This is a genomic window from Flavonifractor hominis (assembly GCF_040095835.1).
GTDB classification, from domain to species: Bacteria; Bacillota; Clostridia; order Oscillospirales; family Oscillospiraceae; genus Flavonifractor; species Flavonifractor hominis.
In genome coordinates, this window is the sequence record NZ_JBBMFT010000003.1 from 257,077 (window position 1) to 278,365 (window position 21,289).

General features: G+C 62.1%; 28 protein-coding genes, 1 tRNA gene and 1 other annotated feature. Of the genes, 9 read left to right on the top strand and 20 right to left on the bottom strand.

The genetic code is table 11. The features are described from left to right. Nucleotides 1-11: 11 nt before the first annotated feature. From WMO45_RS07125 to WMO45_RS07135, 3 genes are all read right to left on the bottom strand, one after another. Nucleotides 12-1,598, bottom strand: a complete 1,587-nt coding sequence (locus WMO45_RS07125; RefSeq protein WP_349139883.1) for a sensor histidine kinase — start codon at nt 1,596-1,598, stop codon at nt 12-14. Further along, the gene (locus WMO45_RS07130; protein ID WP_349139885.1) at nt 1,588-2,262 is read right to left on the bottom strand and encodes a response regulator transcription factor; all 675 of its coding nucleotides are present in this window, start codon (nt 2,260-2,262) and stop codon (nt 1,588-1,590) included. Before WMO45_RS07130 ends, WMO45_RS07125 begins: the two co-directional genes overlap by 11 nt. A 114-nt stretch (nt 2,263-2,376) precedes the next feature. Continuing rightward, entirely contained in the window at nt 2,377-3,234 is an 858-nt protein-coding gene (locus WMO45_RS07135) for an undecaprenyl-diphosphate phosphatase (protein WP_349139886.1), read from the bottom strand. A gap of 262 nt (nt 3,235-3,496) precedes the next feature. Between WMO45_RS07135 and WMO45_RS07140 the strand changes: the two genes are divergently transcribed. From WMO45_RS07140 to WMO45_RS07150, 3 genes are read left to right on the top strand one after another with little or no spacing between them, the layout of a single operon-like run. Beyond that, nucleotides 3,497-4,075 carry an RNA polymerase sigma factor gene (locus WMO45_RS07140; RefSeq protein WP_349139887.1) on the top strand — a complete coding sequence of 193 codons (579 nt, stop codon included), beginning with the start codon at nt 3,497-3,499 and terminating at the stop codon, nt 4,073-4,075. A gap of 21 nt (nt 4,076-4,096) precedes the next feature. Beyond that, entirely contained in the window at nt 4,097-4,573 is a 477-nt protein-coding gene (locus WMO45_RS07145) for a peptidylprolyl isomerase (protein ID WP_349139889.1), read from the top strand. Continuing rightward, nucleotides 4,560-6,032 (top strand): hypothetical protein, encoded by a 1,473-nt coding sequence (locus WMO45_RS07150; RefSeq protein ID WP_349139890.1) that lies wholly within the window; start codon nt 4,560-4,562, stop codon nt 6,030-6,032. The genes WMO45_RS07145 and WMO45_RS07150 overlap by 14 nt, the downstream gene beginning before the upstream one ends. A 46-nt stretch (nt 6,033-6,078) precedes the next feature. On the opposite strand, the gene WMO45_RS07155 is transcribed toward WMO45_RS07150, so the two are convergent. From WMO45_RS07155 to WMO45_RS07175, 5 genes are all read right to left on the bottom strand, one after another. Further along, nucleotides 6,079-6,672, bottom strand: coding sequence for a 4Fe-4S binding protein (locus WMO45_RS07155; RefSeq protein ID WP_349139892.1), 594 nt, complete (start codon nt 6,670-6,672; stop codon nt 6,079-6,081). Next, nucleotides 6,669-6,875 carry a 4Fe-4S binding protein gene (locus tag WMO45_RS07160; RefSeq protein WP_349139893.1) on the bottom strand — a complete coding sequence of 69 codons (207 nt, stop codon included), beginning with the start codon at nt 6,873-6,875 and terminating at the stop codon, nt 6,669-6,671. Before WMO45_RS07160 ends, WMO45_RS07155 begins: the two co-directional genes overlap by 4 nt. Before the next feature lie 109 nt (nt 6,876-6,984). Beyond that, on the bottom strand, nt 6,985-7,650 hold the full coding sequence (locus WMO45_RS07165; protein ID WP_349139894.1) for a Crp/Fnr family transcriptional regulator: 666 nt from the start codon (nt 7,648-7,650) through the stop codon (nt 6,985-6,987). Nucleotides 7,651-7,663: 13 nt separating this feature from the next. Then, nucleotides 7,664-8,704: an alcohol dehydrogenase gene (locus tag WMO45_RS07170; RefSeq protein ID WP_349139895.1), complete on the bottom strand. Its 1,041-nt coding sequence runs from the start codon at nt 8,702-8,704 to the stop codon at nt 7,664-7,666. 2 nt (nt 8,705-8,706) lie between these two features. Continuing rightward, nucleotides 8,707-8,934, bottom strand: a complete 228-nt coding sequence (locus WMO45_RS07175) for a hypothetical protein (protein ID WP_349139897.1) — start codon at nt 8,932-8,934, stop codon at nt 8,707-8,709. 154 nt (nt 8,935-9,088) lie between these two features. Between WMO45_RS07175 and WMO45_RS07180 the strand changes: the two genes are divergently transcribed. Then, a complete protein-coding gene (locus WMO45_RS07180; protein ID WP_349139898.1) occupies nt 9,089-9,409 on the top strand; it encodes a putative heavy metal-binding protein in 321 nt (106 codons plus the stop codon). 39 nt (nt 9,410-9,448) lie between these two features. Here WMO45_RS07180 and WMO45_RS07185 read toward each other — a convergent pair whose 3' ends face one another. Genes WMO45_RS07185 through yaaA form a run of 3 tightly spaced genes read right to left on the bottom strand, consistent with a single transcriptional unit; the run spans nt 9,449 to nt 11,148 of the window. Continuing rightward, a complete protein-coding gene (locus WMO45_RS07185; protein ID WP_349139899.1) occupies nt 9,449-9,946 on the bottom strand; it encodes a pyridoxamine 5'-phosphate oxidase family protein in 498 nt (165 codons plus the stop codon). A gap of 32 nt (nt 9,947-9,978) precedes the next feature. Further along, on the bottom strand, nt 9,979-10,374 hold the full coding sequence (locus tag WMO45_RS07190) for a DUF5655 domain-containing protein (RefSeq protein ID WP_349139900.1): 396 nt from the start codon (nt 10,372-10,374) through the stop codon (nt 9,979-9,981). 24 nt (nt 10,375-10,398) lie between these two features. Then, entirely contained in the window at nt 10,399-11,148 is a 750-nt protein-coding gene (yaaA, locus tag WMO45_RS07195) for a peroxide stress protein YaaA (RefSeq protein WP_349139901.1), read from the bottom strand. A 610-nt stretch (nt 11,149-11,758) separates the two neighbouring features. Here yaaA and WMO45_RS07200 point away from each other — a divergent pair. Further along, nucleotides 11,759-12,007: a hypothetical protein gene (locus WMO45_RS07200; protein ID WP_349139902.1), complete on the top strand. Its 249-nt coding sequence runs from the start codon at nt 11,759-11,761 to the stop codon at nt 12,005-12,007. A 3-nt stretch (nt 12,008-12,010) separates the two neighbouring features. Here the strand turns inward: WMO45_RS07200 and WMO45_RS07205 are convergent, their stop codons facing one another. The 4 genes from WMO45_RS07205 to WMO45_RS07220 form a co-directional block, all read right to left on the bottom strand. Then, entirely contained in the window at nt 12,011-12,457 is a 447-nt protein-coding gene (locus WMO45_RS07205) for a DUF3862 domain-containing protein (RefSeq protein WP_349139903.1), read from the bottom strand. 459 nt (nt 12,458-12,916) lie between these two features. Beyond that, nucleotides 12,917-13,333 carry a helix-turn-helix domain-containing protein gene (locus WMO45_RS07210; protein WP_349139904.1) on the bottom strand — a complete coding sequence of 139 codons (417 nt, stop codon included), beginning with the start codon at nt 13,331-13,333 and terminating at the stop codon, nt 12,917-12,919. 480 nt (nt 13,334-13,813) lie between these two features. Next, nucleotides 13,814-14,074 carry a hypothetical protein gene (locus WMO45_RS07215; protein WP_349138618.1) on the bottom strand — a complete coding sequence of 87 codons (261 nt, stop codon included), beginning with the start codon at nt 14,072-14,074 and terminating at the stop codon, nt 13,814-13,816. A gap of 20 nt (nt 14,075-14,094) precedes the next feature. Next, nucleotides 14,095-14,268 carry a hypothetical protein gene (locus WMO45_RS07220; protein WP_349139905.1) on the bottom strand — a complete coding sequence of 58 codons (174 nt, stop codon included), beginning with the start codon at nt 14,266-14,268 and terminating at the stop codon, nt 14,095-14,097. A 67-nt stretch (nt 14,269-14,335) separates the two neighbouring features. Between WMO45_RS07220 and WMO45_RS07225 the strand changes: the two genes are divergently transcribed. Together WMO45_RS07225 and WMO45_RS07230 are read left to right on the top strand one after the other, a co-directional pair. Beyond that, nucleotides 14,336-14,536 carry a hypothetical protein gene (locus WMO45_RS07225; protein ID WP_349139906.1) on the top strand — a complete coding sequence of 67 codons (201 nt, stop codon included), beginning with the start codon at nt 14,336-14,338 and terminating at the stop codon, nt 14,534-14,536. 341 nt (nt 14,537-14,877) lie between these two features. Continuing rightward, the gene (locus tag WMO45_RS07230; protein ID WP_349139907.1) at nt 14,878-15,000 is read left to right on the top strand and encodes a hypothetical protein; all 123 of its coding nucleotides are present in this window, start codon (nt 14,878-14,880) and stop codon (nt 14,998-15,000) included. Between the two features lie 520 nt (nt 15,001-15,520). Here WMO45_RS07230 and WMO45_RS07235 read toward each other — a convergent pair. Then, nucleotides 15,521-15,594 (bottom strand) — tRNA-Gly (locus tag WMO45_RS07235). 217 nt (nt 15,595-15,811) lie between these two features. Between WMO45_RS07235 and WMO45_RS07240 the strand changes: the two genes are divergently transcribed. Then, nucleotides 15,812-16,447, top strand: a complete 636-nt coding sequence (locus WMO45_RS07240) for a TetR/AcrR family transcriptional regulator (protein WP_349139908.1) — start codon at nt 15,812-15,814, stop codon at nt 16,445-16,447. A gap of 8 nt (nt 16,448-16,455) precedes the next feature. Beyond that, a complete protein-coding gene (locus WMO45_RS07245; RefSeq protein ID WP_349139909.1) occupies nt 16,456-17,295 on the top strand; it encodes a TrmH family RNA methyltransferase in 840 nt (279 codons plus the stop codon). A gap of 53 nt (nt 17,296-17,348) precedes the next feature. On the opposite strand, the gene leuA is transcribed toward WMO45_RS07245, so the two are convergent. The 4 genes from leuA to tsaE all read right to left on the bottom strand — a co-directional run bounded on the left by leuA (nt 17,349) and on the right by tsaE (nt 21,230). Further along, entirely contained in the window at nt 17,349-19,037 is a 1,689-nt protein-coding gene (gene leuA, locus WMO45_RS07250; RefSeq protein WP_349139910.1) for a 2-isopropylmalate synthase, read from the bottom strand. Between the two features lie 59 nt (nt 19,038-19,096). Continuing rightward, nucleotides 19,097-19,334: a binding site (T-box leader), on the bottom strand. A 120-nt stretch (nt 19,335-19,454) separates the two neighbouring features. Then, entirely contained in the window at nt 19,455-20,084 is a 630-nt protein-coding gene (gene upp, locus WMO45_RS07255) for a uracil phosphoribosyltransferase (RefSeq protein WP_349140006.1), read from the bottom strand. Nucleotides 20,085-20,094: 10 nt separating this feature from the next. Then, nucleotides 20,095-20,805 (bottom strand): tRNA (adenosine(37)-N6)-threonylcarbamoyltransferase complex dimerization subunit type 1 TsaB, encoded by a 711-nt coding sequence (gene tsaB, locus WMO45_RS07260; protein WP_349139911.1) that lies wholly within the window; start codon nt 20,803-20,805, stop codon nt 20,095-20,097. Further along, complete coding sequence (gene tsaE, locus WMO45_RS07265) at nt 20,802-21,230, bottom strand: tRNA (adenosine(37)-N6)-threonylcarbamoyltransferase complex ATPase subunit type 1 TsaE (RefSeq protein WP_349139912.1); 429 nt, start codon at nt 21,228-21,230, stop codon at nt 20,802-20,804. The genes tsaB and tsaE overlap by 4 nt, the downstream gene beginning before the upstream one ends. Nucleotides 21,231-21,289 lie beyond the last annotated feature (59 nt).

Sequence of the window (21,289 nt, forward strand, 5' to 3'; positions counted from 1 at the left end):
GCCCGCGGGGGTTATCTGGATGAGTCCAGGGGAAGCTTCAGAATAAATTCGGTGCTCCACCCCGGTGTGGGGCGGGCGGCGAGGGAGATGGAGCCGCCGTGCTTTTCCATGATGCGGCGGGTGATGGACAGCCCCAGGCCGCTGCCCTTGCCGGAGCGGGCGTCGCTGCCCACGGTGAAGGGTTCAAAGATATGCCGGGCCCGGTCGGGCGGGATGCCCGTGCCGTTGTCGGCCACCCGGAGCACCGCCGCTGTGTCGGTGCAGGAGAGGGCAAAGCACAGCCGGGTCCCCAGACGGTTGTGGCGCAGGGCGTTGGAGAGCAGGTTGTCCAGCACCCGGCGGAACTGGGGCTGATCCAGAGCGCAGAACAGGGGCTGCTCAGGGATGGAGATCTCCAGCGTGAAGCCGGCCAGGTCGATCTCGCTGTACTTGCCGGCAAGATAGGCCCGCAGGAACTCGCACACATCGGAGCGCTCGGGGTGCAGAACGAACTCCGGATGCTCCACCTTGCTGTATTCATGGAAGGTGTTGACCAGCTCGGTCAGCGCTTCCGCCCGGTTCTGAATGGCCCGGAGATAGCGCTCCTGCTCCGGGGGCGGGACCTTTCCGTCGCAGATGGCGTCGATGTAGCCGGCGATGACGGTGATGGGGGTCTTGAGGTCGTGGGAGATGTCGGCAATCAGCTTCTGCCGGCCCTGGTCCAGGCGCTGGCGCTCGGCCTCGCTCTCGGCCAGACGGTCGGAAAAGCGGTCAAAGCTCTCCCCGATGCTTCGGATCTCCCGGGTGCCGCCGCAGTCCCCCACCCGGACGGTGCGGCCCTCGGCCTGAGCGTTCACCGCGTCGTTCAGACGCCGCAGCGGCCGGCCGATCTTGCAGCCCATCCACCAGATGAACAGCCCCGCGCTGAGCAGATACAGGGGGATGGAGAGCAGCCAGATCCGCCAGGAGCTGCGGTAGAGCTGGTCGGCGGAGGGGTCGGAGAGGGAACGCTCCAGCAGCAGCAGGGTCCGGGCGCCGCCGTCCGTTGCGTAAAAGGTGTCCCGGAACAGGCTCCCCCCCGGAAAGCGGCGGCCGGTGAGGTACTGGTATTCCCCGGGGGTGTAGGTATCCTTGCCGGGCTCCAGACCGCCGTAGAGCACCTGATAGTCCTGGTCCAGTACCATGACGTCCATGGTCTGGCCGTCCTGCTGATAGGTATAACGCACCACCAGACGGCGGATGGAGCCGTCCTCCCCGGTCTGCTCAAACGCGTCCACCCCCGTGTTGGAGCTCCAGAGGGGGACGCAGGCCAGCTCCTCCGGAGTGCAGGCCGCGTCAAAGCCGTCAGCGGAGGCGTAGAGCAGCGTGCCGGCCCCGTCGTATATGGCAAAGGCGTCCCCCTTGCCGCTCAGATAGGGGCGCAGGCTGTCGTAGTCCTCCGCGTACAGGGCGGGGTCGCCCATCAGCGCGTCCCAGTCGGTGAAGCGGTACAGCCGGGATACCGAGGCGTTCCAGAGGCAAAATACGCCCCCCGCGATGGCCAGCAGGGTGAGGGTGAACAGCAGGTAGTTGCGTACCAGCAGGCCAAACAGACTGCCGGGCAGACGTTTATTTTTCAATTTTATACCCCAGTCCTCTCACGGTGATGATGTAGCGGGGATTTTTGGGGTCGTCCTCAATCTTTTCCCGCAGGTTGGAGATGTGGACCATCATGGTGTTGTCGTCCCCCTCGAAGTAGGCGCCGATGACCCCCTCATAGAGCTGGATCTTGGTGAAGATCCGGCCGGGGGAGCGCATGAGCAGGGCCAGGATCTTGTACTCCATGGGGGTGAGGAGGATGGGCTGGCCGTTTTTGGTCAGCTGGAAGGCGGAGGTGTCCAGGCAGAGGTCCCGGACGGTGAGCACGTCCCGCCCCGCTCGCTTGCTCCGGCGGAGCTGGGCCCGCACCCGGGCCACGATCTCCACGGGGTTGAAAGGCTTGGCGATGTAGTCGTCCGCCCCCAGATTGAGCCCCAGGATCTTGTCGTTGTCCTCGCTCTTGGCCGAGAGAATGAGAATGGGCAGGTCGCTGTACTTGCGCAGGGCACGGGTCAGCTCAAAGCCGTTGAGCCCCGGCATCATGATGTCCAGCACGGCCATGTCCGGGGTGTGCTCCCGGGCCAGCTCCAGGGCCTGGGCGCCGTCGGATGCCTCCAGTACCCGCATGCCCTCGCTTTCCAGGTACAGGCGCAGCAGGGCGCGGATGTCCGGATCATCCTCGGCAATAAGGATCAGAGATTCCAAAGAGATGCCCTCCTTTCCGTTGGTGTGCTCATTGTATCAGACTTGGCCCTCCGGGAAAAGAGGCAAAAAAGCGCGGGACCCCGAAAACAGGGTCCCGCGCGTATGCAACGGCCTTCAGGACAGGCCCGCGGCCGCCCGGATGCCGAAGAAGAGCAGTACCAGCACGCCCAGCACGATGCGGTACCAGCCGAAGGGTTTGAAGTCGTGCTTTTTCACAAAGTCCATCAGGAAGCGGATGCACAGCATGGACACCACAAAGGAGACCACGAAGCCCACCGCCAGGATGGCGGCCTCCTCCCCGGTGAAGAGAGCCTGACCGGCGGCGAGCTTCTCGGCGAAAAATTTCCCCAGCTTCAGAACGCTCACCCCCACCATGGTGGGAATGGCCAGGAAGAAGGAAAACTCCGCCGCCACCGGCCGGGCACAGCCCAGGATGATGGCGCCCAGAATGGTGGCGCCCGAGCGGGAGGTGCCGGGGATGATGGACAGGGTCTGGAACAGACCGATGAACAGAGCGGTCTGCCAGGTGAGCTCCTCCGTGCGCCGGAGGGTGGGGGCCTGGCGGCGGTTTTCGATGAGCAGGAAGCCCACGCCGTATACGATGAGCGCGGCGGCCACCACCCAGGGGTTCATCAGGTGTTCATCCATCCAGTCGTTGAGGGGCAGGCCCACCACGGCCGACGGGATACAGGCCAGCACCACCTTGCCCCACAGGGACCAGGTGCGGTTTTTCTGGAGCGCGCTTTTCCGGGAGGAGAAGGGGTTGAGCTTGTGGAAAAACAGCACCAGCACCGCCAGAATGGCGCCCAGCTGGATGACATAGCGGTACATGTCCATAAACTCAGTGGAGACGTTGAGCTTGATAAATTCGTCCACCAGGATCAGGTGTCCGGTGGAGCTGATGGGCAGCCACTCGGTGATGCCCTCCACCACGCCCAGGAAAAAGGACTTGAGCAGTTCAAGGATCAGCATGGAAAAACTCCTTTCTGACGTCTGTACCTGCCCCCGGTCCGCCGGGCGCAGCATCAATCGTTTGCCAAGTATAGCACCAAAGCGGGAAAGAAACAAGGCTGAATTCGTCTGAACGGGGGCGCTTGACTTTTTCAGGCATTTATATTACGCTCATGGAACAAGCGCGAAACGGGGCGAAAAGCGCGCACATTCCTCCCGGCGCAGGGCGTGGCTGCGCAGAACGGTGCGTCCGGGACATGCGAAGTGGAAAGGCAGGGGAAACGTGGCGGAGCGATCACAGCGGTGGGCGGAGGACTATGTTCGGGTGCAGGCCGCGCTGAGAGGAGAGCAGACGGCCTGGGACACACTGTACCGGGACGCCTATCCCCCGGCGCTGTACATGGCCCGGCGCGTCGGCGCCCTTGGGCCGCTGGGAGAGGAGGAGATCCAGGATGTAGTGGCGGAGGCCTTCCGGCGCTGCCTGGTGCGGCTGGACTGTTTCCGGCCGGTCAGCCGGTTTTCCACCTGGGTGTGCGGATTTGTCCGCTATGTGGCCCTGGAGAGTGTCCGCGGGGCCTACAGCCGCCGGGAACGGCTGCGGCAATGGAGCGGGGCGGAGGCGCCGGCGGATGGAACAGACCCGGAGCAGTGGCTGCTGCGGCGGGAGCGGGACGGGTTCCTACGGCTAGCCTTCCGCTCCCTGTCGCCCCGGCATCAGGTGCTCATCGGATGCTTTGTTTTGGGCTGGAGCACCCGCAGGCAGGTCCGGGCTCAGACGGGGCTGCGCCAGCCGGAGGAGATGCAGCAGGCGCTGGAGGAGGCGCTGCACACCCTGCGGCGGCGCTTTTTGGAACTATATTGACATAGAGAGGAGCAGGCAGTGATGCAGGCAGAACGGAGCGAAACACTGGAACAGGAGCTGGAGGAATTTTATCAGGCCCATCCGGACCGGTATCACCCCTTCCTCTGGCGGGAGCGGGAGCAGCTGCTGGCGGACGGGACCGATCTGGAGCGCCTGGATGAGACCACCTTTGCGCTGTTTTCCGAGATCCTCAGCGTAAGGATGGGCTTTGACCGCAACGACGTGCCCCAGCGCCGCTACTATGAGTATGTCTGCCAGCAGGTCTACTGCTTTTTCCGGAGCGACGCCTACCACGGCGAGCGGCTCACCGCCGAGGCGCTCAAGCAGATGCTCATCACCGGCGCGGCCCTGCAGATCATCCAGTGGACGGGGTGGAGCGCGGCGCTGGTGACGGCTGCGGTGAGCCTGGTGGCCAGCACGGCCATCAAGATCGGGGTGGAGGCGTGGTGCCGGTACTACGAGCAGCAGCACCCGGAGGTACTGGATGAACACCGGTAACTACGACTACGACAATTTTGTCCGGGTGGACTGCGGCCTGCCGCCCGAGGCGTTCCGGAACAGCGCGGTACACGAGATCGCCCACTTTACCCTCATCAAGCAGACCAGCTATGGACTGCTCTGCTTTTTCCTGCGGCAGGACGCGCGGGACCCAAACAGCCCCTACGAGGACAGCCTGCGGGTGCTGGAGCAGGGGTTTGAGCGGGTCAACGAGTGCTATGCCCGCACCCGGGAACTGCTGGCGGGCTTCCGGCTGGCCGAAATGGGGCGGCAGGCGCGGCGGGCCCGGCTGGACCAGGAGCGGGAGCAGCCCTACTACGCCCGCTACCGCATGGGCCGGCTGGAGCCGCTGCTGGACCGGGAGGAGCCCTGCCTGCCGGATTTCCTGTTTCTGCTGGCGGCGGACGTGGAGCTGGAGCCGCTGCTCCGGCTGGAGCTGACCGACGCCGGGGCGGTGCAGAGAGCCCTGCTGGAGCATCCGGAGCAGCTCTACCCGGACGGCCGGCTGGACCGGCTGGTCCAGACCTGCCTGGCGCTGGCCGAGCGCTTCCCGCCGGACCGGATTACCCCGGAGCGGCTGATGGCGGCCAGCGGGCTGGCGTTTGCCTCGTGGTCGCCGGCGGCCCAGCGGGCGCGCTTTCAGGCCATGGCCGCCGCCTTTGCCCGGCGGCCGGCGCTGGCGGCGCTGGTGGAGAACAACCTGCGCCGCATGGAGAGATTGGGCTATATGGAGCGGACACAGGAGAGCCTGGACGACTCGGTGCAGATGTCCATGGACGACTGCGTCATCCCCGCCGCGCTGAGCGGCCGGTTTTCCGGCCGGGAGAGCGAGCGGCCCGTCTTCCGGCCGGAGAAAAACGTGCTGGGCATTTTCCTGGAGCCGGCCGGCGTGCTGCGGGCCGATCTGGTGGAGCAGAACCAACTGCCGCTGGGGCCCCGCTCGGCCATGCTGCGCTTTACGGATACCGCGGCGGGCGTCCACTACAGCGACACCTTTGCCTCAGACCTGGAGCAGTTCCGGCCGCTGCTGGAGCTGTACCAGGGAAGCGTGTATCTGTTTTTGGACGATTATCCGGCCTGGCGGAAGCATGGGGGCTTCCGCTCCGCCCCGGTGTTTTTCCGGGTCGACGTGCCCTGGGGGGAGATGGGCGCCCAGCTGGCCCTGGCCGGCGTACAGCTGCGGTACTTTTTCCTGCAGGCCTATTCCGAGAGCGCGTTCTTTTTCTTCGGCATGCTGCCGGGGGGCGATGTGCTGTGCTCCATGCTGGCCTACTGGGAGATGGAGAAGATCGGCCGCCTGGTGCAGGAGGGACGTCTGCTCCGGTGCCCCGACGCGCCGGAGGCCTGCTACGGGCGCATGGGATGGAGGGCGTTCCGGGACCTGATGGCGGCCATGACCGAGGATCAGGCCTATGGCCGGCTGGAGAAGTCGGAGTTCCTCCGAAGGCGCATCCTGTAAAAAACCAAAACGCCGCAGGCGGTCCGGCCTGCGGCGTTTGCTGTATTTACTCCGGCTTTGAAGCGCCGGCGCGGTACTTCAGCTTGCAGATGCCCTGGGTCATGGTGCCCATGGGGCAGAAGGCGCACCAGGTCCGGGGCTTGTAGAGCAGCATGACGATGAGCCCCAGCAGCAGCGAGGTGAGCATCATGCTGTAAAACCCGAAGCTGAACTGCCCCACCCAGTCGGGCACAAGACCGGCGGTGTAGGTCCAGCCCCAGGGGAGGCGGAAGGTCCAGAACAGCTGGATGGCCTCCCGCAGCGAGGCGGCGCCGGCTGCCACCAGCCAGGTCTGGAACACCATGTTGCCGAACATGGCCAGGAAAAAGATCAGAAAGCCGTAGCGAAACCAGCGGGAGGACATCCACCGGGGGGCGGAGCGGTACTGGGAACGCCCCAGAGCGCCGCCCAGCCGGGCAAAGAGCTGGCCCCGGCCGCACAGGTGGTTGCAGAAAAACTTGTTGCCCCCGAAGGCCGCCAGGATCAGAGGAAGCAGAAAGTCGATCATGCCCAGCCAGGCGAACAGGATGTTGAAAAAGCCCAGGGCAAAATAGACGATGGACCAGATCCAGAGATAGTCGTACCAGCGTGTGCGCTTCATGCCGTCACCTCCCGCTCCCGCAGCGCGATGCAGTCGGCAGGGCAGGCCCTGGCGCACAGGCCGCAGCCCACGCAGCGGGCGGCGTCCACCCGGGCAAAGCAGCCGTGGAACAGTTCCGCCGCCGCTTTGGGACAGACGTTGATGCAGGTCCCGCAGGCCACGCAGCGCTCCGGTTCCACACAGGCGTATCGTTTTGACAACATAGCAGATATCCTCCCGGTCCATGTGATCTCCAGGGGGAGCGCAAAACGCCCCCACACTCTGGCGAAAGTATACCAGAGCGCGGGGGCGGCTGTCTGTGACCGGGTCACATTAGAGCCGGGCGCGGAGCTTTTCCCGGTCCAGCAGGGTGAGCTTGCCCCGGCCCAGCGCCACGATGCCCTCCTCAGCGAAATAGTGGAGCACCTTGGTCACCACCTCCCGGGCGCTGCCGATGTAGCGGGCGATGGCCTCATGGGTGAGGGGGAGCACGTCCCCGCAGCGCAGAAACTCATCCCACAGGAAAATGGCCACCCGCCGGTCCACCCCCAGAAACAGGATCTGCTGCATGGTCCACATGATCTCGGAAAAGCGCTCGCTGGCGGTCTTGTAGAGAAACAGCTCCGCCCTGGGGTGGGCGGCCAGCACCCGGGAGAGGGCGGCCGAGGGGAGGGTGAGAGCGCGGAGGTCCTCCACCGCCTCCATCAGCACATCAAAGACGATGGCGTCCATCAGACAGGTGGCCGACATGACGCATACCTCGCCGGCGTGCACCCGGTAGAGGGTCACCTCCCGCCCCTCCTCGGAGGCGATGTACACCCGCATCTGGCCAGAGAGAAGCAGCAACAGGCCGCGGCACCCCTGCTCCTGCCGGTGCACCACGCTCCCCTTGGCCAGGGTGAGGGGGGAGCAGGCCCGGAGCAGCTGGTCCTGCTCCTCCGGGGAGAGCTCCCCCCAGAAGGGCAGCGCGGCGGAAAAGAGGGCGTTGGGCTCAGACATAGGATGCGTCCTTTCAGCCGTCGGGGGTGACGGCGATTTTGATGACCCCGTCCTTCCGCCCCTCGAACAGGTCATAGGCCGCGGCGATGTCCCGCAGGGGGAAGGTGTGGGTGATGAGGGCGGTGGTGTCCAGCTTGCCGGAGGCGATGAGGGACAGGATATCGGCGCACCGGCAGCCGTCCACCCCGCCGGTCTTGAAGGTGAGGTTCTTGCCGTACATCTCGGGCAGGGGCAGGACCTGGGGGGCGTCGTACAGGGCCACCACGGTCACCACCGCGTTGGGGCGGGCGCACTGCCAGGCCAGGGAGAAGCTGTCCCGGCTCCCCGCCACCTCCAGCACCACGTCCGCGCCGCCGTGGGCGCTGTTGGCCCGCACAAAGGCGGGGGCCTGCCCGGGCTCCACGCACAGCACCTGGGGATAGTGTTCCGCCACGAAGCGGCGGCGCAGGGGGTCCGGCTCGCAGACGATGACCCGGCCGGGCTGCTGCAGAAGCACGCACTGCAGCGTGCACAGCCCCGTGGGGCCCGCACCCAGCAGGAGCACCGTGTCCCCCGGCCGGATCTCGGAGATCTGAGCGGCCCAGTAGCCGGTGGCCAGCAGGTCGCCCACCAGCAGGGCCTGCCGGTCGGAGACGCCGGCGGGGATGGGGGTGAGCCCCTGATCGGCATAGGGGACGCGGACATACTCGGCCTGGCCGCCGTCGATGCGGCAGCCCAGCGCCCAGCCGCCGTTGGGGTCGGTGCAGTTGTTCACCCAGCCGTTGCGGCAGAAAAAGCACTCCCCGCAGAAAGTCTCCACATTGACGGCCACCCGGTCCCCCGGGCGGAGGGTGGTCACGGCGGAGCCCACCGCCTCCACCACGCCCACCATCTCATGGCCCACGGTGACGCCGGGCACCGCCCGGGGCACCGAGCCGTGCTTGATGTGCAGATCGCTGGTGCAGATGCTGGCCAGGGTCACCCGGACGATGGCGTCCCGGTCGTGGAGCAGGGTGGGACGGGGCTTTTCCAGCAGGGCAAACTGCCCCGGCTTCACATAGGTATATGCCAGCATGCTCATTCCTCCTCCAAAAGGTCCAGGACCTCGTCCACCAGGTCCTCCAGCTCCTCGTGCTGGTCGCCCCAGCGCTCGTAGACCTCGCTCTCCGGGTCCTCCGGCTCACACTGGTCCAGCTGGTCCAGCTGCGCCCGCAGGCGCTCCAGCAGCGCCAGCAGGGCCGGCCGGTCCAGCCCTTCCAGCTCCTCCGGCTGGGGAAATGCGGGGAACGAAAGGATATCAGCCATGAAAACGCCCTCTTTCTCGTTTGGTGCTCTTATTGTACCAGATTCCGGCCTCGGTGCAAAGACTGCGGGAACTTTAATAGAAACGTAAGATATTCGGCAGGAAGGTATGCTATGATAGCGGCATGAGGCAACCCACAGGAAAGGAGCGGTTTGTATGATCATTACCACGACCCAGTCCGTAGAGGGAAGGACTATCCGGGAGTACAGAGGCATCGTGTTCGGCGAAGTGGTGGCCGGCGTGGACATGTTCCGGGACATCGGGGCGGGGCTGCGCAACATCTTCGGCGGGCGCAGCGCCGGCTACGAGGAGGAGCTGCAGCACGCCCGGGAGGAGGCCCTGGCCGAGCTGGGCCGCCGGGCCGAGGCCCTGGGGGCCGACGCCGTGGTGGGCGTGGATGTGGACTATGAGGTGCTGGGCAGCAACAACGGCATGCTCATGGTCAGCGTATCGGGCACCGCGGTGGTGCTGAACTGAGACGAAAAGGGCCCGGGACACTGTCCCGGGCCCTTTTCGTCATGCCTGTGTGCCGGACGGCGGCAGCAGTTCCCTGGCCGCCTTTCCGCTCAGATGCTCCACCCGGAGCTCCAGCAGGCACAGATGCGCGCCGAACCGCTCCAGCTCCCGCTCCAGCCCCGCACGGTCGCCCGGAGCGTACTTGTCCGACAGCAGCGTGAGGGCCGCCCGGGCCTCCGCCGGGTCCTCCAGAACGCGGATGCGGCCAAAGGCGATGGCGCTGCGGAAGTAGGTGGTGAATTCCGCCGGTACCACCTGGTCCTGGCCGATGACGCAGAAGGAGGCCTTCTCACAGCGCCGGATGGCGTCCAGCTTGTGGCCGGCGTCGGCGCAGTGGAAGTAGAGCCGGTCCTGGTCGTAGACATAGCTCATGGGCACGGCGTAGGGGTAGCCGTCGTCGCCGCTCAGGGCCAGCACGCCGGAGGTGCCGGCGCGCAGGATGGCCTCGGTCTCGGAGCGGGAGAGGGTCTGGCGGACACGTCGGAGCGGACGGAACATAATATGACCTCCTTGATCGGATGGATGGGGGTTCAGCGCTTTTCCTCGGCAAAACGCCAGGCGGCTTCCAGCCAGCCCAGCAGCTCTTCGTCGATCTCCTCCGGCCGGGCCACCACCACGTGGTGGGTCCAGCGCCGGGGATAGGGCTCGGTGGACAGGGCGATGCGGGGGGAATCCAGCCGGAAACCCAGACCGAAGCTCACCAGCAGGCACTGCCTGGGCCAGTCCTTTTTCCGGCGCAGGGGGAGGGAGGCGGCGGCAAACAGGTGGCGGCCGTAAAAGCTGATCTGGCTTTTCTGCACCTTCACCCGAAGCCCCGGCAGGGCGGCGGCCAAGGCCGCCGCCAGGCGCTCGTACAGCGACAGCTCCAGCGGCCTGTCCTGAAAGAAAAACAGCAGATCGGCGCTATAATGTTCCGGCAGCTCCATGGAGCGCCCCCCTTTCCGGGGCGCTCAGGCCCCGCTTTTGAGAAAGACGTAGTGGTCCGGTCGGGAGTATTCCGGAGCGTAGCGGTATCCCAGCTGGGAAAAGGCCCGCAGCTGCTCCGGCCGGTCCACCCCCTGGCCGGCCATCCAGCGCACCATCTGCCCCCGGGCCATTTTGCACAGCGTGCCCTTTTCCACCACACGCCCCTGCTCCAGCACGCCGAAGGTGCAGCGCACCAGGCGGACCCCGCCGGGCAGGTGGGGGATCACCGCGCGGCTGTACTCCCGGGAGGCCAGGTCCACCACCAGGTCGGTCTCGGCCGCCAGCAGGGCGGCCAGCCGGTCCCCCCAGAAGGCGTACAGATCCCGGCAGCCATCCACGTGCAGCCGGGCCTGCATCTCCAGCCGGTAGGGAGTTACCCCGTCAAAGGGCCGCAGCACGCCGTAAAAACCGGACAGGATCCGCAGGTGGGTCCGCAGATAGTCCAGCTCGCCCCGCTCCAGCACACCGGGGGCCAGATAGCGGTACTGGATGCCCTCGTAGGCCAGCAGGGCCGGGGTCTGGGCCCGCTCCAGCTCCATGGTGCGCAGGCGCTCCACATTGAGCCGGGCAATGGCCGGATTGCACTTCCAGAGGGCCTGCAGCGCCTCCTCCGGCAGGGCACGCATGGCCGCCAGCAGGCGCCGGGTCTGGGGCAGCAGGGCGGGCAGCTGCTCGGGCGCAAAGGTGTCGGTGTCTTCCACCATTTTTTTCGCGGGGGAGAGGAGAATGCGCATGGCAATGCAGTTCCTTTCTGGTACGGCAGGGTAGAGTGGGCGCCGGTTTGCCCCAGTATAGCACGTTTTGTGTCTCTTTGCCATGTGAAAAATAAGCGCCAAAAAGCAAAAAGAAGAACACATGATAGGTGTCCTTCTTTTTTGGAGCAGGCAAGGAGAATCAATCATCGTGTTTAGTACGAGAATCTGAAAACCTTCAGCTGCTGTCCATTACAGTTCTAGTATTGCGATTAGATTACCTTTTCATTTCCACCAGCTTTTCCGCTGGGGCCATCCAGCAGGCAAGGTAGTGGGGCGACATGATATGGATCTCTTTGTGTTCAAAGGCCACATTTGCCCAATTGAGCGCCGTCGCCGTACCCAGGCGCATCCCGGTATACAGCAGGGCAAGGATATACAGGTCCGCTGGGCCTTCAGCAGGACCTTGCGCTCCTCGTCTGTGAGGCTACGGTGAGTGCCATCCTTGGCCTCTGGAAGCTCCAGGTTCTCAGAAGGATCATAGGTGATCAGCTGTGATTTCCTGGCCCGAGGAAAGATTTCCCGCAACACCTGACAGATCTTCTCCACATGGGATCTGGACTTGCCAGCTCCTGCATTTAGGATGCACTGCTTGGCTGCCGCCAGCTTTTCTGACAGCTTAGTCATGGCCTCCGATTCTGTCTTTCCGGTGGCTTCATACTTTTTCCCATTGTACCGAGCTGTTTTCGGATATATTGTATTTTATACGTCATCTGATAAAATAAAGGGGCAGATGGCCCATCAAAACCTCTGCCCCTTTGCCCCGTTCGGTGCGCCAACACCAAACGGGGGAATGAATTGCAATATACTGTTGCGCATCGCCTTTATCGCCGGGCGATAATAATTACTCTAGTCCTATCTGAGCTTTTGCGCTTACCATCCCGTTGGTAAACGTGATGCTTGCATTGGATCCAGCAGTTCCATTACCGTACCAAGTATACATATCAATTTGATAATTCCCAGATCCAGAAGATGCGGTGGACTCTCCGGGGCCTCCAATAATTTCAACTACTTGGTCATAAGTCATCCCGCTTTGAATCTGGTTGTACTCTTCCATTGTTATGTACTGGGATTCGTCGGTTACACCAGATACATTTTTTTGAAGTAAGTCATTGGACATATTGAAAAAAAGTCCGAACCCGCCCAGTACGATAATAACGGCCAGAATGGAAATTAGACACCCATGACGCTGCTTCAACACATGTTTACACACCGGGCAAACCGTTGCCTTTGCGTCAATATCTGATTGACAGTATTTGCACTTTTTTGTTTTCCTTTCCTCTGCTTTCATTGTATCTCCCTCTTTTTATTTACTCCGCCCTCCAGCGGTGGGACACTTTGCATAGCTCAAACTGTCTTTTGCGGTTTTTCGTTCATCTGGTACATGTCCTCAGCCATCTTATAGCCCGTGGGTGTAGAGGTAACACCTTCCTGCTCCCTCTATAATTTTTGGAAATTACTGTATTTTTTAGCGGTAAAATCATCCCTCTATTTTTTTATCACACTTTCTGTCCGTTTTCAGGACACATACAGTTTTGGCATATAGAAAAAACTACTAAATTGGTGTACAGAAACGTGCAACTTAAAATTTTGCTTGCTATTATCTGGCAGGGCGTGCGCTGTTAAACAACGGCTTTGCCGATTTGCCCCTACCACGCGGGAGGAGGGCGCTATATGTCTCCGAAAGGAAACAACATACATACCAACAAATATGCAGAACCGCCCACTGAGGATGCTGCGGGCCATCGTGTCACTCGCTGAACCACTGCCGGATGGCGGCGATCATTGCCTCCAGAAAACGTAAATCCTCATCGGATAAAGCCTTCCCCTTGGGGACTATCCCGACCTGTACAAACGCCTCTACAACTTTATCCATCCTCAACGCCTCCGTATCGTTTTCGGACGATGTGGAAGTGTTTTCGTTTTTGTATAAGTCCTCAAGCGTGTATCCCAGATAATATACAAGTTTTTGCATTGTTGGAAGCTTTGGGTCTTTTGTTGCTCCCGCAAAAAGCTTTTCAAGCGTCGGCTCTGGAATCCCAGATCCAACCGCAATCTCGGACGTGGTTTTTCCAGATGCAGCTTTCATTCGCTTGAGCGAATCAAGCCACATTTCAAACACCTTCTTTTTTAAAAGTACGATATCACACTTAATGGAAAGAATCAAGAAAAAATTTCCTTTAACGGCGGAAAGTGCTTATGAATTCCACCGCTAAAGATAGCATAATGCAGATATAGACCACCATGTACGGTGGAAAGTGGGCGCGATATGATGTTTGAGAATTTGCAGGCCGAAATGGTGCGCCGCAACGTTACGCCGATTGCTGTTTTTCTAAGGCGATCAATAGGACGGAGAAAAGCACCAGAGTAAAGCTTTTTGGTCAGCACTCATTTTACTTTTCTCTAGACAAAGATTGTGCGGGACACCTTTTTCGCTGGGATGGACCTGGATTTTTTGTTTCAGGCCGACAACGCACAGCGAGGGGGTGGTAAACAGTGTTTCACAGGCTGAAGATTACGACTGACAAGGACGGCATGACCAAGCTTTTGCTTGACAGCGTTCCGATGTCAAAGGGCGGCCTGCGGTTCAGCCCGGAGCAGAACAAAAAAATACCGCCCACAACGGGGCGGTACAGCGGAATATAGGTCACAGATCTTCCAGATCGGCTGCGGGAAGGTCGTTTTCTACGTTGTCCCGGGCCAGATCGGTGTCCAGCACCGGGTAGACCCTTGAGGAGATGGGTTTTTCATGCCAGACCTTCATATGGGGGCCGGAAGTGCCTGCAATGATGGGATTTGCCTTTTCCTTCCCATGCTTGGCCTTGCCCTGAATCTCGGGCACGGGAGGCTCTGCGTTTCGGGGCTCGGTGTGGGTCCATTCGGGACGGGCCATGCCTTGTTTCGCCATATTATCACCTCAACGATTGTTCAAAATACCTGTTTGGACTCGTTGGCCATGCGTTTGAGATCCTCCAGAGAGGCGGGCTGGTGTTCACGGGCCCGGATCTGTGCCTGGATATAGCCGGGAAGCTGTGAAAAGTAGGTTTCCATAGCCGGATCCTTTTTCAAATGGGTGTACAAATCGCTGTACGTGGGTTCCATGCGATCACCTCCGATGATAGCTTGCCCACAGGCGGCGGCTTATAGCAACAGAAGGGAGGTGGCAATATTGACCACGAACGGTCTGCCAGCGGGACCGCCTCTATTGGGGGATCAGGTGACCCTCACTGCCCCGCCAGAGGTTACAGTCAACGTATCAGCCAGACTCACGCTGTCGCCGGGGTATGACCTGGAGAACGTGCAGCCTATTCTTGAGTTTTCCATGAAAGCGTACATGCTGTTCATCCGGCAGGCGTGGGGGCTCAGTTAGGGGCGTTGTGGCAATGACCGCGTCAAAGGGGCTGTCCTTATTTCAGCTCTCGATAGGCAGATCACCGGATCCAGTCTGGGAATAATCTACACTGCCTCTCAAGAGCAAGCGGCGTAGATTACTCAGGTGGAGCTCCTAGATGCGGAAACAACTTCCTGACATCTTCCACAGTGCCCAAATCCACTATCTCCGTCGCGGAAGGAGTGAAAAACAATGGCTAATGACCCTATCACGGTCCAGCTTCCACGGAATCTATCCACCAACTGGTTCTATGGGCAGACGATCGTGCCAAATGAGACAGATGTAGGCCTTACTCAGCAGCATGGATACAATTTTACCTCATGAAGCAGGCCAACGCCACCCAGCAGGCAGTAGAGGAGCTGGGGAAAGCTTTTGGAGATGTACTCACTGCCGGCGAATATGAGTTTCCAACGGAAGACGCGCCGCAAAAGCAGCATAGCTAACGTGGATACTGTAGCTATTACAGACAGTGCCGGGGGAAAATTCCACTTACCAGTGGTGTCCTTTCTGTACCGTGTGGCAGAATGGGAAAAGCAAGTTTTACTGCAAATAGGTTAATGTATGCCAGCTTCTTCGACTACGTTAGCGTCTGTATCCGGCCCTTCCCAACAACTCTATCTTGACATGTAGACCCAATAGTGTACCCTCTTGGGCCAGCCTGCAGCTTATAGCAAGCGTGTTGGACTTAGCAAACGTCATATACGGGAAGTGGGCAGGGCGGGGAGAGTTCCCCAACTTCTATGGAGTTTGAATCTTCTCTAAAGGCCATCTTTATTTCGAAAGCCTTTGAGTTATCCGATCCCAGTTCGTCTTACGAGGGAGACAGTGCGATCATTATCAGGGCCGACGCGCAGACCGGCGCGGTGGGCATGCTCTGGTCCGGTTTGCCCGCGGCATGCCGCAAAAGACAACGAAAAGCGCCGCCGCAGTCCTCCTGTACAAGGACTGCGGCGGCGCTTTGTCTGGAGCAGGTAAAGGGAATCGAACCCTCATATTCAGCTTGGGAAGCTGACGTTCTACCACTGAACTATACCTGCATGATTTTGCTGACTCGATTAGTATAGCACAGCCGGAGGTATTTGGCAAGAGTTTTTTCCCGTCGGAATGGGGCGCATTGCCGCGTCAGGGCCGGAAACGGGCGAAAAAGGGCCCGGGAGACGAGATTACGGGCAAAATAGGGTTGATAAGAAAGGAAAATCATGATATCATTTCCTAAACCGTTGGTATAATAATATGGAAAGGGCGGGACAAACCATGAGCAAAAAACAGGCGCTGACCGAGTTTCACCGGGGCTCGATCCTGGCCGCTGCCGAGCGGCTGTTCGCGGAAAAGGGGACGGAGCGGACCACCATGGACGACATCGCCCGGGAGGCGGAGTACAGCAAGGCGACGCTGTATGTCTATTTCCAGAGCAAGGAAGAGATCATCACCGCCATCCTGCTCAGCGGCATGGTCCTGCTGAAGAAAAAGGTGCATGAGGCCATTGAGAGCCAAAGCGATTGGCACCAGGCCTACGACGCGGTGTGCCGGACCATTGTGCGCTTTTATGAGGAGAATCCCACGGCCTACGACGCGGCCACCGGGATGCTGCCGCTGGTGCAGAAGCTGGGCGACGCGCAGAAGGGAATGGCGGACATCCTGCGGGTGAGCGGGGAGATCGACGAAGAGCTGGCGGCCTTTCTGGCGCGCGGGGCGCAGGAGGGGGCGGTGCGCACCCGGCTTGCGCCGCTGGAGGCGGTCATGCTCTTCTGGTCGTCGCTGGCCGGGATGGTGCACACCGCCGAGCTGCGGGAGCGGTATATTCAGGACACGCTGAAGCTCTCCCGGGAGGAGTTTCTGCACCACGGCGCCCGGCTGCTGCTGGCGGCCTTCACCCAGGAGGAGATCTGAGGGGCGCTATGGCTGAGATCCGAGAGATCACCGACCTGTCCGCCCCGGAGCTGCAGGTCTACACCGGGCTGACCCACGCGCAGCTGCGCAGCCGCCGCCAGCCCGGGCAGGGGCTCTTTATCGCGGAGAGTGAGAAGGTCATCGCCTGCGCGCTGGCGGCGGGGTGCCGTCCGGTCTCCTTCCTCATGGAGCGGCGGCAGGCCGAGGGGCTTTCGCCGCAGGTGCTGGAAGGGTGGGGGGACGTGCCCGTCTATACCGCCGAGCGGGATGTGCTGGCGGGGCTCACCGGCTATGCGCTCACCCGGGGCTATCTGTGCGCCATGCACCGGCCCGTCCTGCCCGCGGCGGCGGACCTGTGCCGGGCCAGCCGCCGGGTGGCCGTGCTGGAGCACATCACCGACGCCAGCAATGTGGGCGCCATCTTCCGTTCCGCCGCCGCGCTGGGGATGGACGCGGTGCTGGTGACGCCCTCCTGCTGCGACCCGCTCTACCGCCGGGCGGTCCGGGTCAGCATGGGCACGGTGTTCCAGATCCCGTGGGCCTGGCTGGAGGGGGAGTTTGCCCCCTGGCCCGGGTCGGGCGTGGCCCGTCTGCGGGAGCTGGGGTTCAAAACCGTGGCCATGGCCCTGGACGACCGGGCGGTCAGCATCGACGACCCGGTCCTGGCCGGTGAGGAGAAGCTGGCCGTTGTGCTGGGCTCGGAGGGGGACGGGCTGTCGGCGGAGACCATCGCGGCCTGCGACTATACCGCGCGCATTCCCATGTTCCACGGGGTGGATTCCCTCAACGTGGCCGCCGCCGGAGCGGTCATATTCTGGCAGCTCCGGAGCGGGGCGCAGGAAAAGTAACCTATAGACAAACGCGGCCCCCGTCCTGTGGCGGGGGCCGCGTTGTTGTATGCTTATGCGTCGTTGTTGATGGCGCGGTTGATGGCCGAGAGGATGCCCTTGAGGGGCGCCAGGTTGATGTTGTGGCTCATCCCCACGCCGAACCAGTCCCGGCCGGCCTGATCCTGCAGGTGGATGTAGGCCACGGCCTGGGAGTCGGAGCCCTGCTTGATGGCGTGCTCCTTATAGTCCACAAAGGTGAAGCGGTCCATCTTCTGGCCGTGGACGGCGTTGAAGAAGGCGTCGATGGGGCCGTTGCCCGAGCCCTGGACCTGGAAGAGGGTGTCCGTATGGCGGATGGTGCCGGCGAAGGTGACGTGGGAGTGCCCCTGCTCGTCGGTGAATTCGGCAAAGGAGTGCTGCACCAGCTGATAGGGCAGGGTGGCGTCGATGTAGTGGGTCTTGAACAGCGCGTAGATGGCGTCGGGCTTGAGCTCGGTGCCCACCCGGTCGGTCTCGGCCTGGACGATGCGGCCGAACTCCGGGTGCATGGCCTTGGGCAGGTCGAAGCCGAAGGAGTGCTGCATGACGAAGGCGGCGCCGCCCTTGCCGGACTGGGAGTTGATGCGGATGATAGGCTCATACTGCCGACCCACGTCGGCCGGGTCGATGGGCAGGTAGGGGACCTCCCAGTATTCGGTGCCGCTCTCCTCCATGTAGTGGGTGCCCTTGTTGATGGCGTCCTGATGAGAACCGGAGAAGGCGGTAAAGACCAGCTCGCCCACGTAGGGCTGCCGCTCGCCGATCTTCATCTTGGTGACCTTCTCGTACACGTCCCGGATGTGGTTGATGTCGGAGAAGTCCAGCTTGGGGTCCACGCCCTGGGTGTACAGGTTGAGGGCCAGGGTGACCATATCCACGTTGCCGGTGCGCTCGCCGTTGCCGAAGAGGGTTGCCTCCACCCGCTCGGCCCCGGCCAGCAGGCCCATCTCGGCGGTGGCCACACCCTCGCCCCGGTCGTTGTGGGGGTGCAGAGAGATGATGGCGCACTCCCGGCTGGGCAGCTTGGAGATGAAGTACTCGATCTCATCGGCAAAGTAGTTGGGCATGCAGTTTTCCACCGTGGTGGGGAGATTGAGGATGACCTTGCGCTCCGGCGTGGCGTGGAGGGCCTCCAGCACCGCCTGGCAGATCTCCACCGCCGCGTCCATCTCGGTGCCCATGAAGGACTCCGGAGAGTACTGATACCGCAGGTCCATGCCGGCCTCGATGGCGGGCTGGGACAGCTGGCGGATGAGCTCGGCGGCATCCACGGCGATCTTGGTCACGCCGGCCACGTCGGTGTGGAACACCACCTTGCGCTGCAGGGTGGAGGTGGAGTTATAAAAGTGGAAGATGACGTGCTTGGCCCCCTCGATGGCCTGGAAGGTCTTGCGGATCAGGTGCTCCCGGGCCTGGACCAGCACCTGGATGGTCACGTCGTCGGGGATGTGCCCGCCCTCGATCAGGGTACGGATGAACTCATACTCGGTCTCCGAAGCGGAGGGGAACCCCACTTCGATCTCCTTGACGCCGATGTCCACCAGCGTGTGGAACAGCTCCAGCTTTTCCTCCACGTTCATGGGGTCGATGAGGGCCTGGTTGCCGTCCCGCAGGTCCACCGAGCACCAGACGGGGGGCGCTTTGAGCTGCTTGTCGGGCCAGGCGCGGTGCTCCATGCGGATGGGGACAAAGGGAATGTACTTTTCGTGTGCGGGCTTCATGGCAGATTCCTCCTGTTTTGCTGGGCCGGGGTATGAAAAAACGCCCCTGACCCGAATCGGTCAGGGGCGTATCAAAACGCGGTACCACCCTGGTTCCGCCCGTCGTCTCCGACGGACGCTCATGGCCTCAAACAAGGCCGCGGCCGGTAACGTGGCCGTGACGGCCCGCCCTACGCGCAGAGGTTCAGGCGGGCGGCTCCGGGACCAGTATGCGCCCGTCCGTCCGCACCGGTTCGCACCGACCACCGGTTCTCTGAGCGGGACAAAAGCGGGCCTTCTTCCCATCATAGCCTGTTTTGGATGTGATTGAAACCAATTTTAGCCGACACAGGCAGATTTGTCAAGATAGGATTTCCGCGCGAAAAGGGCGCCTGCCGGGGAAAGCCGGCAGGCGCCCTCTGGGCTGCACAGTGCGGTTTACTTGGTGCCGAAGATCCGGTCGCCGGCGTCGCCCAGACCGGGGACGATGTAGCCGTGCTCATTGAGCTTCTCGTCCAGAGCGGCGCAGTAGATATCCACGTCAGGATGATCGTGATGTACCCGCTCAATGCCCTCGGGGGCGGCGATGATGTTCATCAGCTTGATGTGCTTGACCTCATAGTTCTTGATGAACTGGATGGCCGCGGAGGCGGAGCCGCCGGTGGCCAGCATGGGGTCGAGGATGATGACCTCGCGCTCGGCGATGTCGGTGGGCATCTTGCAGTAATACTCCACCGGCTCCAGCGTGTCGGGATCGCGGTACAGGCCGATGTGGCCCACCTTGGCGGAGGGGATCAGGGTAAGGATGCCGTCCACCATGCCCAGACCGGCCCGGAGCACGGGAACGATGGCCAGCTTCTTGCCGGCGATGGTCTTGAACGTGGCGGTGGTGATGGGAGTCTTGATCTCCACGTCCTCCAGGGGCAGGTCGCGGGTGGCCTCATAGCACATCAGGGTGGCGATCTCGGAGACGACCTCACGGAAATCCTTGACGCCGGTGGTCTCATCCCGCAGGATGGAAACCTTGTGTTGGAGCAGAGGGTGGTCCAGAATGTGTACTTTTTCCATTTCCATGGCGCTATTCCCCTTTATTTCGTTCTTTTTCCAGCCGCTCCCGTTCCGCCTGGGAGAGCCGGTGGTAATTGGGCGCAAGGCCGGCCGCGCTGGTCAGCTGTTGCGCTCTGGCCAGATCCAGAGCACAGCGGGCCACGCCCCAGGCGCTCTGATACCGCAGGTGGGGCGGAGCAAGGCGCACGTCCAGCCCCTGTTCCTTGAGGGTAGTATAGCATAAATTCGCGCCGTCTCCAACCAGTATTTGCGGATTTCCGCTCTTTTTTAACTCGGCGGCCAGATCGGCCAGGGCGATGGCCCGGTCGGGGCAGAGCCGGGTCAGCCCGTCGCCGGTGCCCAGGAAGCGGGCGTTGTACACCTGGTTGCGCCGGGCGTCCATGACGGCGCAGATCTCCATGCCGGTGTGGGCCAGGTTCCAGGCCATGGACTCCAGGGTGGAGCAGGCCGCGCAGGGCTTGTCCTCGGTCCAGGCCAGGCCCTTGGCGGCCGCCACCCCGATGCGCAGGCCGGTGAAGGAGCCGGGGCCCGCCGCCACGGCGATGAGATCCACCTCATGCAGCGTGGTGCCGCAGGTCTCCAACAGGGAGGATACCATGGGCAGCAGCGTGCGGGAATGGGTCAGGCCGTTGTTTTGAAAGGATTGGGCAATGAGGGTTTCGTCCTCACACAGCGCCGTCGAGCAGGCGGTGGCGGAGGATTCCATAGCGAGTAGTTTCATCCCTGCGTTCCTCCCGTGATGGTGATGATGCGCTGCTCGTCGTGGGCGCCCCGGCGGATGTCCACCCGGATGGTATCCGATTCCAGCGCGTCGGCGATGATCTCGCTCCACTCCACGGCGCACACGCCGCCCCGGGCCAGATAGTCCTCCCAGCCGATGTCGAACAGCTCCTCGGAAGAACTCAGCCGGTACATGTCGAAGTGGAACAGGGGCAGCCGCCCGCCCTCATATTCGTTGACGATGGTAAAGGTGGGGCTGGTGATGGGTTCATCAATGCCCAGCCCCCGGGCCAGGCCGCGGGTGAACGCAGTCTTGCCCGCGCCCAGGTCGCCGGTAAAGGCCACCACGCTCCCGGGCTCCAGCCGGGCTGCCAGGGCCGCGCCGGCGGCCTCGGTCTCCGCAGGTGAGTTGGATATAAGTTCCATAGAGCACCTCAAATGTGAAAATTAACTTAATTATTATAACACAGCCGTTTACCAAACGC